The sequence below is a fragment of the Spirosoma foliorum genome (genome assembly GCF_014117325.1).
GTDB classification, from domain to species: Bacteria; Bacteroidota; Bacteroidia; order Cytophagales; family Spirosomataceae; genus Spirosoma; species Spirosoma foliorum.
In genome coordinates this window covers 6,014,622-6,031,574 of sequence record NZ_CP059732.1, presented here as the reverse complement: position 1 = coordinate 6,031,574, position 16,953 = coordinate 6,014,622, and the positions used below count along the sequence as shown (strand labels likewise).

Annotated in this window: 11 protein-coding genes; 6 read left to right on the top strand and 5 right to left on the bottom strand. The window is 48.0% G+C overall.

Annotated elements, in window-relative coordinates; all coding sequences use genetic code 11:
• Positions 1–61 precede the first annotated feature (61 nt).
• Positions 62–679, top strand: a complete 618-nt coding sequence (locus H3H32_RS25455) for a glutathione peroxidase (RefSeq protein ID WP_182458572.1) — start codon at positions 62–64, stop codon at positions 677–679.
• Positions 680–768: 89 nt separating this feature from the next.
• Positions 769–1,662, top strand: a complete 894-nt coding sequence (locus H3H32_RS25450) for a 1,4-dihydroxy-2-naphthoate polyprenyltransferase (RefSeq protein WP_182458571.1) — start codon at positions 769–771, stop codon at positions 1,660–1,662.
• 103 nt (positions 1,663–1,765) lie between these two features.
• Here H3H32_RS25450 and H3H32_RS25445 read toward each other — a convergent pair whose 3' ends face one another.
• From H3H32_RS25445 to H3H32_RS25425, 5 genes are all read right to left on the bottom strand, one after another.
• Entirely contained in the window at positions 1,766–4,090 is a 2,325-nt protein-coding gene (locus H3H32_RS25445) for a T9SS type A sorting domain-containing protein (RefSeq protein WP_182458570.1), read from the bottom strand.
• A 91-nt stretch (positions 4,091–4,181) separates the two neighbouring features.
• Positions 4,182–4,580 (bottom strand): hypothetical protein, encoded by a 399-nt coding sequence (locus H3H32_RS25440; protein ID WP_240543486.1) that lies wholly within the window; start codon positions 4,578–4,580, stop codon positions 4,182–4,184.
• A 283-nt stretch (positions 4,581–4,863) separates the two neighbouring features.
• Entirely contained in the window at positions 4,864–8,349 is a 3,486-nt protein-coding gene (gene ileS / locus H3H32_RS25435) for an isoleucine--tRNA ligase (protein ID WP_182458569.1), read from the bottom strand.
• A 182-nt stretch (positions 8,350–8,531) separates the two neighbouring features.
• Entirely contained in the window at positions 8,532–9,554 is a 1,023-nt protein-coding gene (locus tag H3H32_RS25430; RefSeq protein WP_182458568.1) for an Rpn family recombination-promoting nuclease/putative transposase, read from the bottom strand.
• On the bottom strand, positions 9,554–10,957 hold the full coding sequence (locus H3H32_RS25425; protein ID WP_182458567.1) for an OmpA family protein: 1,404 nt from the start codon (positions 10,955–10,957) through the stop codon (positions 9,554–9,556). Before H3H32_RS25425 ends, H3H32_RS25430 begins: the two co-directional genes overlap by 1 nt.
• Positions 10,958–11,185: 228 nt before the next feature.
• Here H3H32_RS25425 and H3H32_RS25420 point away from each other — a divergent pair, with 228 nt between their 5' ends.
• The 4 genes from H3H32_RS25420 (at position 11,186) to H3H32_RS25405 (ending at position 16,900) form a co-directional block, all read left to right on the top strand.
• Entirely contained in the window at positions 11,186–12,604 is a 1,419-nt protein-coding gene (locus H3H32_RS25420; RefSeq protein ID WP_182458566.1) for a Gfo/Idh/MocA family protein, read from the top strand.
• 129 nt (positions 12,605–12,733) lie between these two features.
• Entirely contained in the window at positions 12,734–14,122 is a 1,389-nt protein-coding gene (locus H3H32_RS25415) for a putative oxidoreductase C-terminal domain-containing protein (RefSeq protein ID WP_182458565.1), read from the top strand.
• 107 nt (positions 14,123–14,229) lie between these two features.
• The gene (locus H3H32_RS25410; RefSeq protein ID WP_182458564.1) at positions 14,230–15,405 is read left to right on the top strand and encodes a Gfo/Idh/MocA family protein; all 1,176 of its coding nucleotides are present in this window, start codon (positions 14,230–14,232) and stop codon (positions 15,403–15,405) included.
• A gap of 151 nt (positions 15,406–15,556) precedes the next feature.
• Positions 15,557–16,900, top strand: coding sequence for a sigma-54-dependent transcriptional regulator (locus H3H32_RS25405; protein WP_182458563.1), 1,344 nt, complete (start codon positions 15,557–15,559; stop codon positions 16,898–16,900).
• Positions 16,901–16,953 lie beyond the last annotated feature (53 nt).

Here is a 16,953-nt window from a genome sequence, read left to right as displayed (position 1 = left end):
ATTCAGGTTCAGTACAAGAACGTTCCTTTGCCAAACTGTCTACAAAATTGTCAAACTGACCATGAAAAAGAGTATCATCGTTTCCCTGATCGCGGTTGCGGTCGTTTTTTCACTCACTAGTTTTATGTCGTTACCCCAGCTGGTAAAAGCCATTTTTGGCGGAAACAAGGCTATCTCGGCTCCCACCGATGCGGCAGCTCCTACCAAAAGCCTGTATGATTTTACGGTAAATTCGCTTGATGGCAAACCCGTAGCGCTGAAAGCCTACAAAGGCAAAAAAGTTGTCATTCTGAACGTTGCGTCGAAATGTGGCTTCACTCCTCAGTATGCCGATTGGGAAAAATTCTACAAAGAGCACGGCGACAAAGTGGTTGTTCTGGGTTTCCCAGCTAACAATTTTAAAAGCCAGGAGCCAGGCAGCAGCGAAGAAATTGCTGAGTTCTGTAAGAAAAACTACGGTGTGACTTTCCCAATGTTCGAGAAGGTATCGGTATTGGGCGATGATCAGGCTCCGTTATACAAATGGTTGACAACGAAGTCATTGAACGGCTGGAACGAACAGGCACCAACCTGGAATTTCTGCAAATATGTTATTAACGAGAAAGGTGAACTGATCAACTTCTTCGGCTCGAAAGTGAAGCCAGAGGATGAAGAGTTTAAGAAGGCTATTGGCATTTAATGCAAAATGAGTAATGAATAATGGATAATGATAGGATCGGTTTATTTCCGGTCAAATCATTATCCATTATTCATTTTACATTATCAATTATGAAAAGTTGGATTGCGGCTGCCCGGCCGCGTACATTACCGCTGTCGTTAGCCAGCATTATTCTCGGGAGTTTTCTGGCTTCGGCCGACCATCATTTTAGCTGGCCGATTGCTCTGTTAGCCGCCCTGACGACGATCTTCCTCCAAATCCTGTCCAACTTCGCCAATGACTATGGCGATGCGGTATCGGGTAAAGATACGGAGCTTCGGGTTGGCCCACGCCGGGCAGTGGCTACGGGCGATATTACCAAAGAAGCTATGATGCGCGGCATTATCATTATGTCGGTGCTATCGCTGATTTCCGGGATTGGCTTACTGGCGCTGGCCTTTTATGACGCAGGTGCTAAGCTTTTCTGGTTTTTTCTGGTGCTGGGCTTGCTGAGTATTGCCGCTGCTATTGGCTACACAAATGGCAAACGACCCTATGGGTATGCAGGCTTCGGGGATATTGCCGTCCTGATTTTCTTTGGTTGGGTGGGCGTGCTAGGAACATATTTTCTGCACACACTTTCGTTCAATCCTATTCTGTTATTACCTGCCACAAGCGTTGGGCTATTTGCCACGGGTGTGCTGAATGTCAATAACATTCGTGATATCGAAACCGATACCATGACCGGCAAGCGCTCTATTCCTGCGCGTCTTGGATTACCATTAGCTATTCGCTACCACTGGGGATTACTGCTGACGGGCATGTTCTGCGCCGTTGCTTACTCGTTCCTGACAGGCGCGAACTGGTTCAGCTACGTATATTTACTGGCGTTCCCGCTGTTTATTGTAAATGGTCGAGCGGTAGCGACTCACAAACAGCCCGCCGAACTCAACGCTCGTCTGGGACAACTTGCCCTCTCGACGTTGTTATTTGTGATTTTGTTCGGAATCGGCCAGGTGTTGTAAAATAGTCACGGGGCTGTCAGGTATGGTCAAGCGTAGTCAGGAGTTGCCGTGGTAAATACAATAACTGACCACACCTGACCATCTTTGACAATACCTGACAACCTTATTGCCGAACTACCTTTCGGGTCACTTTATTCTGACCAGCCTGAATCGTGAGCAGATACGTTCCGTTGGTATGCGGCATGGAAATCGTTTCGTTTACAGATGAAACTGTACCGAACTGCTTCTGAAATACGGTCCGGCCATTGACATCCTGAAGGCTCATCGTTACCTCCTTTTTCTGTGTCGTTGTCAACTCGACATACATCACTTCGTGCGTTGGATTGGGGTAAACACGAAGCTTTCCATCCGAAAACTCCTCTTCGGCGGTTGGTAATAAGACCGTTATCGACGCCTGACCTGAGAAAGTGCCTTTGCCACAACTATTTTCAACACTCGCTATCGAATAAACAATAGATTTAGTCGGCATGAGCGTCAGTAGGGTTGGGGTAACGCTACTGGAAAAAGCTGTGCCGTCAGATAATGTTCCTTTCCAGGGAGCATCGCCTGTGAAATTGATGGAAAGATCGATGGATTGCCCTTGCGATATGCTTGTTGAGCCTGACAACGTTGCTGTTGGTAAAGGTTTAACGGAAAACCCGTCGCTGGCAATAAGTTGCGCATAGGGAATGCCGCGCGGTCTTACCTGCAATCGATAGCCGGCACCGGGTGCTAAGTTGGTTGGAATCGTGGCATTTAACGCGTTCAGCGATCCAGAGCCGACAATTTTCTCGGTAGTGAAATTTCCTGAGGCATCCGACAAAAGCACGTCGTATTGCCAACCAGCAGCTTTAGTGGTATTTTCGGGTGTTGCTGAAACCGCAAAAGTAGCGCCCGGACAAACCGATGTGCTCACTGATGCTTTAGCCGTTAGCTTGGGCGGTTGTTGAACGGTTATGGTAAACTGATCGGTTAGGCATTGCTGATTATCAGTGACTGTGACCGGGAATGTTCCGGCCTTATCGGCTGTATAGCGGATATTGCGCCCTGTTTGACCATTTGCCCATCGGTAATTGCCTACCCAGGAAGCTGAAAAGGAAAGTGTATCGGCAAATTCGGTTGTGAGTGACGTAGACTTATTCACGTTTTTCATGATCGTAAACTTGTCCTGTACGGAGCCATCAGACATAACCAGTTGCGCATCCAGGCGGTTGTCATTGACATCTAGTAGCATAGATCCTCCGACAGTCACGTTGTTATACACCGTAGCTGGATGCGGAAAGTCCGGAGATTGTCCGCCCAATTGTCCACCTGAACCATTAATAACATAAACAGTACCTTGTCCTTTGGTGAGAATAGGGCAGGAATTAGGCGATCCATCGTACCGTGCCGTAGTCCCTTCAACAAGGTTCTGATTGCTATCGTATGTAGTGGCCAAGCCGCGTAGGCCTTTAATTCGATACGTTCGCTCGTAACCGTGACTATGACCGTTAAGGACTAAATCAACTCCGTAGCGTTCCAGAATGGGCGTTAGATTTTCACGAATAAGCCGCATGGACTCCTCTGTATCGGAGTTATGACCGCCTTTGCTATAAGGTGGGTGATGGAAAATGACAATCGTCCACGGAAGTTTGTTAGCCGCCAGGTCGCTCTTAAGCCATTGTACCTGCGTAGAGGTTGTATCATATAGCCGATATTGCCCGTCTGGGCGACCCTGGGAATCCAGCGAAATTAAATGGACATTGCCATAATTAGCTGAATAATAAGACTTAGAGTTTGAGGGTACTCCTCCCGCTTCGCCCTGCTGCGGGAACGAAAACAGGTTGTAATAGGCCGTGTTGAAGTTTGTTTGGCTATCGGCATAATCATGATTGCCGGGGGTAATAAAGATCGGTGTGTTCCGAAGAGTAGCTGCGTAAACCGGAAATACCAGCCGCTGATACTCTTCCTCAAAACCAAACGAATACGCGTTGTCGCCAAGCCAAAGCCATAAATCGGCGGGATAGTTGGCCGTAGCGTTTTTATAGGCCTGATAAACGTCGGCCTGATTGGCATTGCCACTTCCAAAATCGCCTAGAACCCACATCCGAAACGGGCGCTTATCGCCAGCAGGAAGGGCTGTTTTAACGTAATAATCTGGACCAGAGGCTAATTGTGTATCGTCGTAGCCGATAGCGTAGGCGTAGCGGGTTGTCGGTCGTAAGCCTGTAATTGTCAGAACGTGCTCGAGCGTGGGTTGCGTTTCACGAACATCTTTAGTCAATTGATTGGTAGTCGAACCAAACCATACCCGGCCGGTTGTGGGCTGATCGGTGCGCCAGCGAACAACTACCGAGGTAGTTGTCAGTACCTGTAAGTAGGGGCCACGTACAATAGTAGGTGCTTGTGCAATCGCTTCCTGTACGAAAAAGGAAAGAAAAACGAGGGTAAGTAGACATGTATTCTTCATCAGGTGAACTATGGGTCCACCGTAAAGTTACACCCACTGACCGATAATTCCGCCAGTGGGTGTAATTTGGTAACAATCAGTTAATTAGATTTTATGCATTATATAATGCCTGATGCATCTTTAGTAGATTCCGAACAGGCCAGTCGCTTTGGTTATAGGATTCCAGTTGCGCTACTTTGACAAGTAATTTACGCTCCGTCCGTCTACGTTCTTCGGGACTTATCTCTTTTAGTTTAGCCGGTAGTTCCTGAAGGGCTAAGGTTAACTGAGTGCAGGCCGTGATCGGCAGTGCAAAATGAGCAGCTAATCGCTCAACATCCGATAGTTTCCAGAGGTCCGGTTTATTCCGTCGATTACGGATGGCATTTCCACTCAAACCTACAGCTATTCCCAATTGCTCATCATTGAGCGAACACTCACGTAGCCGCCACATAATGGCCTGATAATTATTGACAAATGAGTGTAATGTAGTTCGTAAATAGTCTATCAATGGCGTAAGGTTTTTGATGAATGCAGCTAATTAATTACAGCTAATGTTCATTGAATGGGCTAGTGGCGTAAGTATGGCTGGGGCCCGCTCCAACGAATGGCCGCAAGGAAATTAAAACAACAATCAACTACTTACTTAGGCTTATATGAGCAACATTCGTGCCGTTGTGTATTTATTTTTCCGGATTAAGTAAAATTCGTATTCAAGCGTAATTCTTTCTGAGAAACAAAAAGCACCCTCTGTGGAAGGTGCTTTTTGTTTCTCAGAAAGAATTATAAAATCGCTATACGCGCTCTACGTTGAGCCGCAATTGGAACTCGTCCATCTCGATTTCTGCCGTTGCCGACCCATTCAGGTTACTCACTAAATCGAGTGAAATGGCCTGAACTTCCTGGCGGATATACTCGCGGTTGGCTTCGATAGCGGTAGCCAGTACTTCGTCGTTTCGTTCGAGTTCAATGCGAATCTTGTCGGTCACCGAGAAGTCACGGTCTTTGCGCAGGTTCTGGATCCGGTTCACAAAATCGCGGGCAATACCTTCACCACGTAGTTCGTCGGTTAGAGTTACGTCTAACGCAACTGTAAGACGACCAGAAGTTGCAGATAGCCAGCCAGGTATATCTTCAGTGACAATCTCAACATCTTCTGGCTTGACATAAATCATTGGCTTACCTGTCTCGAACGCTTCAAGCGCGTTTAAGATATAGTCACCGGCGTATATACCAGATATCGTAAATGCATCTGCTGTTAACTCGCTAATCTTTTTAGCTATAATAGGAGTTTCCTTGCCATACTTCGCTCCTAGAGACTTATAGTTAGGTTTTAACTTCCTCTTTACGAATTCGCCGTTTCCTTCGTCCATATAAGGAACTACTTCTTTAACATTCGTTTCATTTTTTATAATATCAGTTACTCTTGCAAGTCTACTAGCAGTACCCATATTAATAATTGGTACAAGTACCCGGCTGAGCGGTTGCCGAACTTTCAGTTTATGGCCTTTCCGTAACGAGTGAACCAGCGAGGATACCTGTTGTCCCAACTCCATTGATGCTTCCAATTCAGTGTCGATCAAGCTTTGATCGGCAACAGGGAAATTGGTTAAATGTACTGAGGCATTATTGGCATTTCCATCCGTTAAGTTACGGTACAGCCAATCGGCGTAGAAAGGTGCGATAGGCGATATCAGCTGCGATACGGTTGTCAGACACTCGTGCAGCGTTTCGTAGGCGGCTCGTTTGTCGGTTGTTAGTTTCCCGTCGAGCGCGACCCCGGACCAGAAACGCCGACGTGATAACCGTACGTACCAGTTCGACAATTGGTCGTTCACGAAATCCTGAACAGCCCGCCCGGCTTTGGTTGGATTGTAGCTATCAAACTGGGCCTCAACTTCCATCACCAGCGATTGCAGTTTGGATAAAATCCAGCGATCCAATTCAGGACGCTCGGCCACAGGTACCGTACGCCCATCAAACGAAAACGAATCCAGATTGGCGTAGAGCGCGAAGAAGTTGTAGGTGTTCGACAATGTGCCAAACAACTTCCGTTGCACTTCGCCGATACCGTCCGTGTTGAATTTGAGGTTATCCCAGGGCTCAGCATTGGTAATCATATACCAGCGTGTGGCATCGGGGCCATATTTCGCCAGGGTTGCAAATGGGTCAACGGCATTGCCCAGCCGCTTCGACATTTTGTTGCCGTTTTTATCAAGCACCAACCCGGTCGAAACCACGTTTTTAAACGCGACAGAATCGAACAACATTCCGGCAATGGCATGCAACGTGAAGAACCAGCCACGGGTTTGGTCAACACCTTCGGAGATAAAATCGGCCGGGAACGCTTTTTTGAAAACGTCCTGATTCTCGAACGGATAATGCCATTGAGCATACGGCATCGCACCCGAATCGAACCAAACGTCGATCAGATCCGATTCACGCTGCATTACTTGACCACTTTCCGATACGAAATACACTTCGTCGACATAAGGACGGTGCAGATCGAAGGTTGATTGATTGAATGATTGAATGAATGACTGGTTAGCGTCGAGATAAGATTGGTATTCGGTTTCACCTTCCCGAACCCATTCGCTCATTCGCTCATTCGCTAATTCGCAATTTTTTATCAGCTCATCGACCGAACCAATGCAGACTTCTTCACCGGTTTCGCTACGCCAGATCGGCAAGGGAGTTCCCCAGAAGCGGCTACGACTCAGGTTCCAATCCACAAGGTTTTCGAGCCAGTTGCCGAAGCGACCAGTCCCCGTGCTTTCAGGTTGCCAGTTGATGGTTTTATTCAGTTCGACCAACCGGTCCTTCTTTGCCGTTGTGCGGATAAACCAGCTATCGAGCGGATAGTACAAAATCGGCTTGTCCGTCCGCCAGCAGTGCGGGTAGGGGTGTTCGTATTTCTCAACCCGGAACGCTTTGTTTTCCTCTTTCAGCTTGATGGCAATTAGCACATCGGTTGGCTTGAAATCAGGATCTTCCCGCTCTTCGTCAGAGTAGTATTCTTCTTTTACGTACCGACCAGCGAAATCTGTGATTTCATCCACAAACAGGCCGTGTTTATCCACAATTGGCACCTCTTTTCCTGTCTCATCCTTCACCATGATTGGTGGAATGCCCGCGGCCTGCGCTACCCGGAAGTCGTCGGCACCAAAGGTTGGCGACGTATGGACGATACCCGTACCATCTTCTGTCGTAACGAAATCACCGAGAATAACCCGGAAAGCAGGTTTATCTGGCTGAACATACGGCATTAACTGCTCATACTCGATACCCTCGAGGTGCTGGCCTTTAAACTCCGAGACAATCGCCCAGGGAATTACTTTGTCCGTAGGCAGATAGGTATCAAAGGCAGGATTTGCTATCGAATCAACTTTCCCTTTTTCGCTCAACCAGCGACTCACCAGATTTTTCGCCATCACCACGTGTACCAGCACATGGGTATACGGGTTGAAGGTTTTCACCAGCACGTAATCTATATTGGCACCGACGGTTAGCGCTGAGTTTGCGGGCAAGGTCCAGGGGGTGGTGGTCCAGGCCAGGATATAGATATCCTCATCGGCAGAATCGAAAAATAGAAAGCCCGATTTGCCGCTGGGTTTCACCTTGAACTGAGCCACAATGGTCGTGTCGCGCACATCCTTGTAAGTGCCCGGCATGTTCAACTCGTGTGAACTCAGACCTGTACCTGCCTTAGGTGAATACGGTTGGATGGTATAGCCTTTGTACAGCAAATTCTTATCGTACAACTGCTTGAGTAAATACCAAACCGATTCGATGTATTCGTTTTTGTAGGTAACGTACGGATTATCCAGATCAACCCAATAGCCCATTTTCTGGGTTAGGTCGTTCCATTGGTTGGTGAACCGCATAACGGTTTCGCGGCATTTGCGGTTGTATTCTTCCACACTGATGCCACCTTCCGATTCGGGTTTGCCAATATGATCTTTCGTAATACCAAGTTCCTTTTCGACCTGTAGTTCGATGGGCAGACCATGCGTATCCCAGCCACCTTTTCGCTCAACCTGAAATCCCTGAAGCGTTTTATAGCGGCAGAAAATGTCTTTAATCGTCCGGGCCATTACGTGGTGAATTCCCGGCGCGCCATTGGCTGATGGTGGTCCTTCGTAGAACGTAAATGTGGGTTGTCCATCACGGATCGCCACTGATTGTTCAAATACCTGATTCTGATTCCAGTAAGTTAGCACCTCAGCTGCGATCTGTGCGTAGTCGAGGGACTCATATTGTTGGTACTTCACGCCTGGCATAATCGAAAGGCACAATTTGTCTCCTGGTAAAGCCGGAGCTTGTCGTGCGGTTAAAAAATAATTGGCAAAGATACGGAAATTTAAGGCATAGGGTGGACTAGTGTCGTCGTACTCCGTTAACAGGCAACAAAAAAGCGAACCGGAGTGGTTCGCTTTAGGACATGGATAAACCAGTGCAAACCTTATGTAGTTCGAGTACGATTAATTTCATCTATAATAGCATTTACCTCAGCCAGGGGAAGTTCTACCGCCGAGGCAATGGTATCGGCCGTGAGATTCAAATTCAGCATTGCCTTGATAAATTTGATCTTGTTCCGATGCCCCTCTTCACGCTCTTTCTGTATCAGCTCTTCGGCGGCTGACATCGCTTTTTGGCGCCCTTCCTGCAATAGTTCTTCGATAGCTGACATTGCTTGTCGGCGCCCTTGTTCGCGTCCTTCCTGTAATAGTTCTTCGGCGACTGTCATGGTAGACGATTCGGTTTTTGACGAAATACGGCTAAAGATACCGAATAGTTCAACTTTGGTCAAATTGGTGGTGTACGATAAGTAGAGAAAACCTGTGCCTACAAAACGTTGTCCATTAGGTGTTTCAATTAATCGTCGGACAACATCGGCAAAGATGTCCAGCAAACGGGCCAGTTCGCGCTTCCGGCGACTATTCTGCAATAAAATCGCGGTAAGCCGAGCATAATCTGACCGTAACGTAGGGATTCGTTCATCAGAGAGTGTCGAAAGGTCAATCAGTAAGTAATCGAACGCTGGTAGATAGGGGATTAGCGTCTCATGCAAGGCCGGGAAGTAATCGGCTACACTGCGCTTTTTCCAACGTCGGTTACCATGATAAACCAGAACAGGTAAAACGGGTGTTAATCGTTGTTTCTGTTTGATCTGACTCTCCCAGAGGTTGAGCAAGTACCGATTGATCTGGAAGTGTGGATAGTCCTCGGTATAGCTTTTGTGCTCCAGTAAGAGGACAAGTCGAATTGATTGACCACTATACTGTACCGAAAAAACAAGATCAGCAAAGTGTTCGGCCAGTTGCTCATCGGTAAACGTATCGACTTCACGGGTCAATGTGGTGTAATCGATACACTCCCGAATGGCTTCCGGGGCAAACACATTTAAAAAATCAATCAGAATTTCAGGCTGGGAGAATGTCTCTTTAAAAAACCTGTCGTGTGGGTTGTCGGGCTGGGTTGCCATCAAATTGTTAGAATTACAAACTCCACTCGCCGGTTCACTTTCCGTTCTTCGTCGGTCCCTTTGGTCAGAATAGGTCGAGTGTCGCCATAGCCGATGGTCTGAATGCGGTCAATATCGATTCCTTTCTGAACCAGATAGCGTTGGCAGGCGATAACGCGGTCGCGGGAGAGTTGTAGATTTTTATCGTGATCCCCAATAATATCTGTGTGTCCTTCGAGCCGGATACTCATGTTAGGGTTGTCCTGCATCATGGACACTAGCTTGTCTAACTCCGCAAACGAAGCCGATAATAGGTCCGATTTCGACATTTCGAAATAGATATTCTTCAAGGTGACCTTATCGCCGACCGCTAATGGCGTCAGCGAAATATCACGCGTAAGTTTTTGTCCGCCAGCTGTTTTACTTAAATCCAATACACCGCTGGTCGACTGATAACCGCGTGCCGATGCGATATAGGTATACACCTGTCCTTTCTGCAAACTCATCCTATAAGCTCCGGTTGAAGCAAAACTCTGCACGGAGTCGATGGACTGCTTGCTCGACGAAAGCTGATAATCGATTGTAGCTGTAACGGGGCGTTTGTTTTTCGCATCGCTTACAATACCCGATACATTCACGATGGTGAGTACAGGTGCTGGCGCAGGAGCGGGCTTCGTTTTAGGAGTTTCCATTTCGCCACCCGATTCACCTGAGGGAGCCGGTGGTAGGTTCGTTTTCTTTCTGGGTAAGTTGGGTGCAGGCTTAGGTGTTGAAGCTGGTGGGGTTGGCGGATTATAAACGATTGGATCAGCCGGGTTATTGACGTATAGGTTGTAGATATTCCAGCATGTGTATGCGTCAGAATGGCATTCGAACAGGTCAAAATTTTCCAGTCCCTTGTCTAATCGCTGAAAGTACAGCGTGAAATTGACTTTTTCTCCAGAATACGTATCCCTCCCTACCAACACCGTTTTGCGGAGACGTTGATCATACCTTTCCTGTTTTATGGGGATACCATCAGCCCTAACAAAAGCAAATGTTCGAGCACCATTGGCGGCTACTAAATAGCTGTTCGGATCAATGCCAATTGTGTTTCCCGAAGGTAAGGGACGTCGATTTTGGTCATACTTTGGCTGACTATTGTCTGTAAATGTCAAATTAAGAATTGTGTAGTCTGGAGTCAGACGAATGCTATTCACAGTTACATCGGGGTCGGCAGTACGACCAGTGCCGGGTTGATTGCCCGAGTTGGGATAATTACCTGATTGATTGCCCGAGTTGGGATAAGTATCGTCCGGCGATTGTTGACCACTAGACGGATACTGCTGACCACCCCCAGACGGATAACCCGATGGATACGAACCAAACATACAGGACGAAGTAAGTCCGGTCAGAAAGAGGAAAATTAACGAGCGTTGCCGCATAAACAGGAGAAACAAATAGTTATTAATGAGAGCGTAAAGGACGGTAAAACTATTAGAAACAAAATCCCTAGTTACCATTACGTTAGCTATCGGTATAAGACGGGAGGAGGGGATACTAGTTACAGGTAAGGCGGAATAATCTTCCTGACTATACACAGAAAAAGAATAGTAAAAATCACTAAACCGAATCTTCTATAGGCAACGAATTGTCCCTGAACCTTGCCGATTATGTCAACTGAAAACAAATCAACTGTCTCCCGAAGGAAATTTCTTGATCTGGCAGCCAAAGGTACACTAGCATCGTCTGCAATTATCAGCGGTTTCCCGACTATCGTGCCTGCTTCGGTGTTTGGCAAAAATGCCCCCAGTAATCGAATCAATGTGGCTGCTATTGGTACTGGGCGTATTTCGCGTGGGCACGATATGCCGGGCGTTTGGCAATACGACAATGCCCTCATTATGGCCGTCTGCGATCTGGATAGTAATCGGGCCGAAGATGCCAAAAAACTTGTTAATGGGGTTTACGCCAAGAAAACGGGTAAGGATAATTACGATGGCGTAAAGGTTTATACCGACTATCGTGAATTACTCCTGAACAAAGATATTGACGCGGTTATCGTGAGTACGCCCGATCACTGGCATGCGCCTATTGTGATTGACGCTGTGCGGGCGAAGAAAGACGTATACATGCAGAAGCCTGCGTCGCTCACTATTGCCGAAGGGCGTATGATGGCCGATGAAGTGAAGAAATCAGGGCGAATTGTGCAGGTGGGGAGCCAGCAACGCTCATCGGAACAGTTCAGATATGCTGCCGAGTTGGTACGCAATGGCCGAATTGGCGAATTAAAAACAGTGTACGTTGGCCTTCCTGGTGACCCGTCGGGCGATGAAGAACCGCAGATGCCTGTTCCGAAAAACCTGAACTACGACATGTGGCTCGGTACAACTCCCGACGTATATTACACCGAAAAACGCGTCCATCCGCAGGTTGGTTACGACCGACCAGGCTGGTTGCGCTGCGAACAATTTGGGGCGGGCATGATTACAGGTTGGGGTGCTCACCACGTCGACTGTGCGCACTGGGCTATGGATACGGAGCACACCGGACCTATTGAAATATGGGGCCATGCCGATTTCCCGAAAAGTGGCCTTTGGGATGTGCACGGCATTTTTAAAACCGAAGCCAAGTATGCCAATGGCGTTCACATGGTTGTGACCAATGAAATCGCCAACGGCATTCGATTCGAAGGAACAAAAGGCTGGATTTTCGTCTCGCGAGGTGATGCAGCTGTGACGGCCAGTGATCCGATCGCGAAGCAAAATGCCGCTAAAAAACTTGATGCCAGCGATCCTTCAATTCTGACATCGGTTATTGGCCCCAACGAAACGCATCTAACGGTCAGCAAGGAGCATCATGGTAACTGGCTGGAGAGCATCGTCAGCCGGAAAGAGCCGATAGCTCCCGCCGAAGTAGGTCACCGTTCGTGCTCGGCTTGTTTGTTGCACCACGCAGCCATGAAGCTGAATCGTAAACTCTATTGGGACCCTAAAAAGGAACAATTCAAGAACGACCCCGAAGCCAACAAACTTCTGTCGCGCCCACAACGCGCTCCCTACGCCATCAAAATAGTAGCTTCGGCTAAATAGTAGGTTTACAGTATTCGGTTTGTGGTTTACGGTTGGTTAACGCGAGAGCAACAGATGCGTCAGCCAGCCATAAACCACAAACCGAATACTGTAAACCATAACTAATACCCCAAAATCGATAAGTTAATAATGAAGTTCTCCCCCCTTGTTGGTAGCCTGCTCATGGCCGCGTTGATGACCGCTTGCCAAACGTCGAAAAATGAAGCGGATAAAGCCGCTATTCGTCTGATTACCTTAGATCCTGGCCATTTTCATGCTGCCTTAGTACAGAAATCCATGTACGACGGTGTCGATTCTGTCGTGCATGTGTATGCCCCTGATGGCCGTAACGACGGACCGCCCGATCTTCAATTACATCTCGATAAAATTGAGGGGTATAACACCCGCGCTGAAAACCCGACGCATTGGAAAGAAGAGGTTTACAAAGGTCCCGACTTTTTCGATAAAATGATTGCCGATAAAGCGGGTAACGTAGTCGTGATGGCGGGCAACAATCGCCTGAAAACGGATTACATCCAGAAAACCGTTGGCGCGGGTTTCAATGTATTGGCCGACAAACCGATGGTGATCAGCGCGTCGAACTTCGACCAATTGAAAGAATCGTTTGCGACAGCCGAGAAAAATAAAGTACTGCTTTATGACATCATGACGGAGCGGTATGAAATTACAACGCAGCTGCAACGGGCGTTTTCGCAACAAGCAGCCTTATTTGGTACCCTGGAAAAAGGCACGCCCGAGAATCCAGCGGTGACCAAAGAAAGCGTTCACCATTTTTACAAGAATGTATCGGGCAGTATCCTAACGCGTCCGGCCTGGTTTATGGATGTGGCTCAGCAAGGCGAAGGCATTGTCGACGTAACGACACACCTGGTCGATCTGGTGCAATGGGAATGTTTTCCTGAACAAACGATTGATTATCAGAAAGACATTAGCCTGACGTCGGCCCGTCGTTGGACGACTGACATGAGTCTGAGCCAATTCAAAGCGATTACCAAGCAGGAAACTTTCCCTGATTACCTTAAAAAAGACGTCGTGAAAGACAGCATTTTGCAGGTGTATAGCAATGGCGAGATCAACTATCAACTGAAAGGCGTACACGCCAAAGTATCCGTGACCTGGGCCTATAAAGCCCCTGAAGGGGCGGGAGACACACACTATTCGATTATGCGGGGCACCAAGGCGAATCTGGTTATTCGTCAGGGAGCCGATCAGAAATACAAGCCAACATTATACATTGAAGCGGTTGCTGGCAATAAGGATGTAGAGGCTGCTCTGAAAACGGTTCTACCCGCCATTCAGAAAGAGTTTCCGGGTGCAGAAGCGAAGAAAATAGCCACTGGCTGGGAGGTAATTATCCCCGAAAAATACAAGGAAGGCCACGAAGCGCACTTTGGTCGGGTGGCGCAGAAGTATCTGGAATACCTAAAAGCAGGCAGCCTGCCAGCCTGGGAAGTCCCTAACATGATTGCTAAATACTACACAACCACACAGGCGTTGGAGTTAGCGAAGAAAAAATAAATTTCAAAGATAGAATGACCGGGCCGCTGGTGCGGTGAATGATAGAATAATTGACGACGCAGTTTTTCTATTTATTCATTCTATCATTCACTCATTCAAAATTGAACATGAACTCACCACAATCTGCCAATCGGCGTAACTTTATTAAGGAAACCATCAGCACGGCGGCTGGCTTGGTTGTATTGCCTTCTTTATCAAACGAATTGATTGGAGCACCCGCTCTAGTACGTGCAGAATCGCTGGGGAGTGATTCGGTGCAGACGGGTGCCTCCCGAATTCGTTTTGCCGTGATTGGCATGAACCACGGGCACATTAACAGTCAGGTAGGCGCCGTTACGCGGGGTGGGGGCGAGTTTGTTTCCTATTACGCCAAAGAACCAGAGTTAATGGCCGACTTTGCCAAGCGTTACCCACAGGCAAAACAGGCAAAGAGTGAAGCTGAAATTCTTGAAGACAAGACCATTCAACTCGTACTTAGTGCAGGAATTCCCGTCGACCGTGCTCCACTTGGAATACGGGTCATGAAGGCCGGGAAGGATTATATGTCGGATAAACCGGGCATTACTACACTTGAGCAGCTCGCTGAGGTGCGTAAGGTTCAGAAAGAAACCAAACGGATTTACTCGATCATGTACAGCGAGCGGTTTGAGAACAGAGCCACTGTAAAAGCGGGTGAATTAGTTCAGGCTGGCGCTATTGGCAATGTGATTCAAACGATTGGGTTAGGTCCGCACCGTATGACACCGGCTTCACGCCCACCCTGGTTCTTCGAAAAGAAGTCATTTGGCGGCATTATCTGTGATATCGGTTCACACCAGTTCGACCAGTTTTTATTCTTTACAGGATCGAAAAAAGCCGATGTCGTAGCCTCTCAGATTGGCAACGTTCACTTCCCGCAATACCCAAATTTTGAGGATTTTGGCGATGTCATGTTACGTGGCGATGGTGGCATGGGCTACATTCGGGTTGACTGGTTTACGCCGGATGGTCTGAAAAGCTGGGGCGATGGCCGATTGACCATTCTGGGTACCGAAGGCTTTATTGAGTTGCGTAAAAACATCGATCCGGCCGGGCATGAGGGCGGTAATCACCTGTTTATCACCGATAAGAAAGAGACTCGCTATATCGATTGCAACAAAGAACCACTCCCTTACGGTGAACAACTGGTGAACGATGTGCTGAATCGGACCGAGACTGCTATGACACAGGAACACTGCTTCCTGGCGACCGAACTGGCACTGAAAGCACAGAAACAAGCACAAATCGTTCATCTTAAGAAATGATGAGCTAGATTTGGGTTCCGGACTGGCGCGAGTATTTGCTCGTGCCTTTATAATATAGCCAGCATTCGCTGGCACCTAGGATCCGGTTAATACGCCAGTAAATACTGGCTATATTGAAAGGCACGAGTAAATACTCGCGCCAGATTCCCAAATGGCAGCTACTATCTTAATTATCGACGATGAATCGCGGTTGCGGCAACTTCTGGCTCGCATTCTGCAACTGGAAGGTTATACCGTACTGGAAGCCGAAAATGCTCGCGCAGGGCTGAAAACCCTCGAACGCGATGATATCCATCTTGTGATCAGTGATGTGAAGCTGCCCGATAAAAATGGAATCGAACTGTCGGCTCAGATTAAGCAACTCTATCCGGCCACCGAAATTATCGTTCTGACTGCGTACGGCACTATTTCGGATGGGGTGACAGCCATTAAAAACGGTGCGTTCGACTATATCGTCAAAGGCGATGATAACGATCGGATCATTCCACTGGTTAGTCGGGCGGTTGAGAAGGCAACGCTGCAATTCAGGATTAAACAGTTGGAGCAGCAGGTTGGCCAGCGTTATGGATTCGACCGTATTGTTGGCCATTCAAAATCGATTCAGCAGGCGATTGAATTAGCCCGAAAAGTAGCCGTTACTGACACAACGGTACTACTCACGGGCGAAACCGGAACGGGTAAAGAAGTCTTCGCGCAGGCAATTCACCAGGCTAGCCCCCGCCGAACAGGGCCATTTGTGGCGATCAACTGCGGAGCCTTAGGAAAAGATATTCTCGAAAGCGAACTCTTTGGCCACCGCGCCGGAGCCTTTACCGGTGCCAACCGCGACCAGAAAGGCCTGTTTTCCGAAGCTGACAAAGGCACTATTTTTCTGGATGAGATTGGCGAAATGCCACTCGATCTACAAGCCAAATTGCTACGTGTTCTCGAAACGCACGAGTTTCTTCGCGTGGGTGATACCAAGCCTACCAAAACAGATGTGCGGGTTGTTGCCGCTACGAATCGGGGACTAGAGCAAGAGGCTTCGGAAGGTCGTTTTCGACTGGATTTATATTATCGGTTGTCCGTTTTTAGTATTGAGTTGCCTCCTCTGCGTGATCGGCGTGACGATATACCGGTATTGGCCAGTCAATTTGCCCAACAGGAAGCCGTCAAAGTCGGAAAACGCGCGATTCAATTGAGTCCAGCTTTTGTTCAGAAACTCCAGCAGCATTCCTGGAAAGGCAATATCCGCGAGCTGAAGAACGTCATGGAGCGAGCGGTTATCCTGGCCGATACTCGTGAAGATGGGCAAACCGAATTAACCCCCAGCTTATTACCCTACGACATGCAGGATGGCCCTCTTCCAGCTAATTCAACGGCAATGGATTTGGCTACTATTGAGCAACAGCATATTCGGCGCGTATTGCGCCATACCAACGGCAACAAGGCTGAGGCCGCTCGGCTGTTAGATATTGGCCTGACAACGCTCTACCGGAAGTTGGGAGAACAGTAAGCTCGCCCGATTTTACAGAAGTTTGGTTTTCTGCGTGTGAAATAATGCCCAAA

What these genes read in the sequence shown, in the direction of transcription:
- H3H32_RS25420 (WP_182458566.1), top strand. Translation starts at nt 11,186, where the DNA reads ATGTCAACTGAAAACAAATCAACTGTCTCCCGAAGGAAATTTCTTGAT.
- H3H32_RS25445 (WP_182458570.1), bottom strand. Translation starts at nt 4,090, where the DNA reads ATGAAGAATACATGTCTACTTACCCTCGTTTTTCTTTCCTTTTTCGTA.
- H3H32_RS25450 (WP_182458571.1), top strand. Translation starts at nt 769, where the DNA reads ATGAAAAGTTGGATTGCGGCTGCCCGGCCGCGTACATTACCGCTGTCG.
- ileS (WP_182458569.1), bottom strand. Translation starts at nt 8,349, where the DNA reads ATGCCAGGCGTGAAGTACCAACAATATGAGTCCCTCGACTACGCACAG.
- H3H32_RS25405 (WP_182458563.1), top strand. Translation starts at nt 15,557, where the DNA reads ATGGCAGCTACTATCTTAATTATCGACGATGAATCGCGGTTGCGGCAA.
- H3H32_RS25415 (WP_182458565.1), top strand. Translation starts at nt 12,734, where the DNA reads ATGAAGTTCTCCCCCCTTGTTGGTAGCCTGCTCATGGCCGCGTTGATG.
- H3H32_RS25425 (WP_182458567.1), bottom strand. Translation starts at nt 10,957, where the DNA reads ATGCGGCAACGCTCGTTAATTTTCCTCTTTCTGACCGGACTTACTTCG.
- H3H32_RS25410 (WP_182458564.1), top strand. Translation starts at nt 14,230, where the DNA reads ATGAACTCACCACAATCTGCCAATCGGCGTAACTTTATTAAGGAAACC.
- H3H32_RS25455 (WP_182458572.1), top strand. Translation starts at nt 62, where the DNA reads ATGAAAAAGAGTATCATCGTTTCCCTGATCGCGGTTGCGGTCGTTTTT.
- H3H32_RS25430 (WP_182458568.1), bottom strand. Translation starts at nt 9,554, where the DNA reads ATGGCAACCCAGCCCGACAACCCACACGACAGGTTTTTTAAAGAGACA.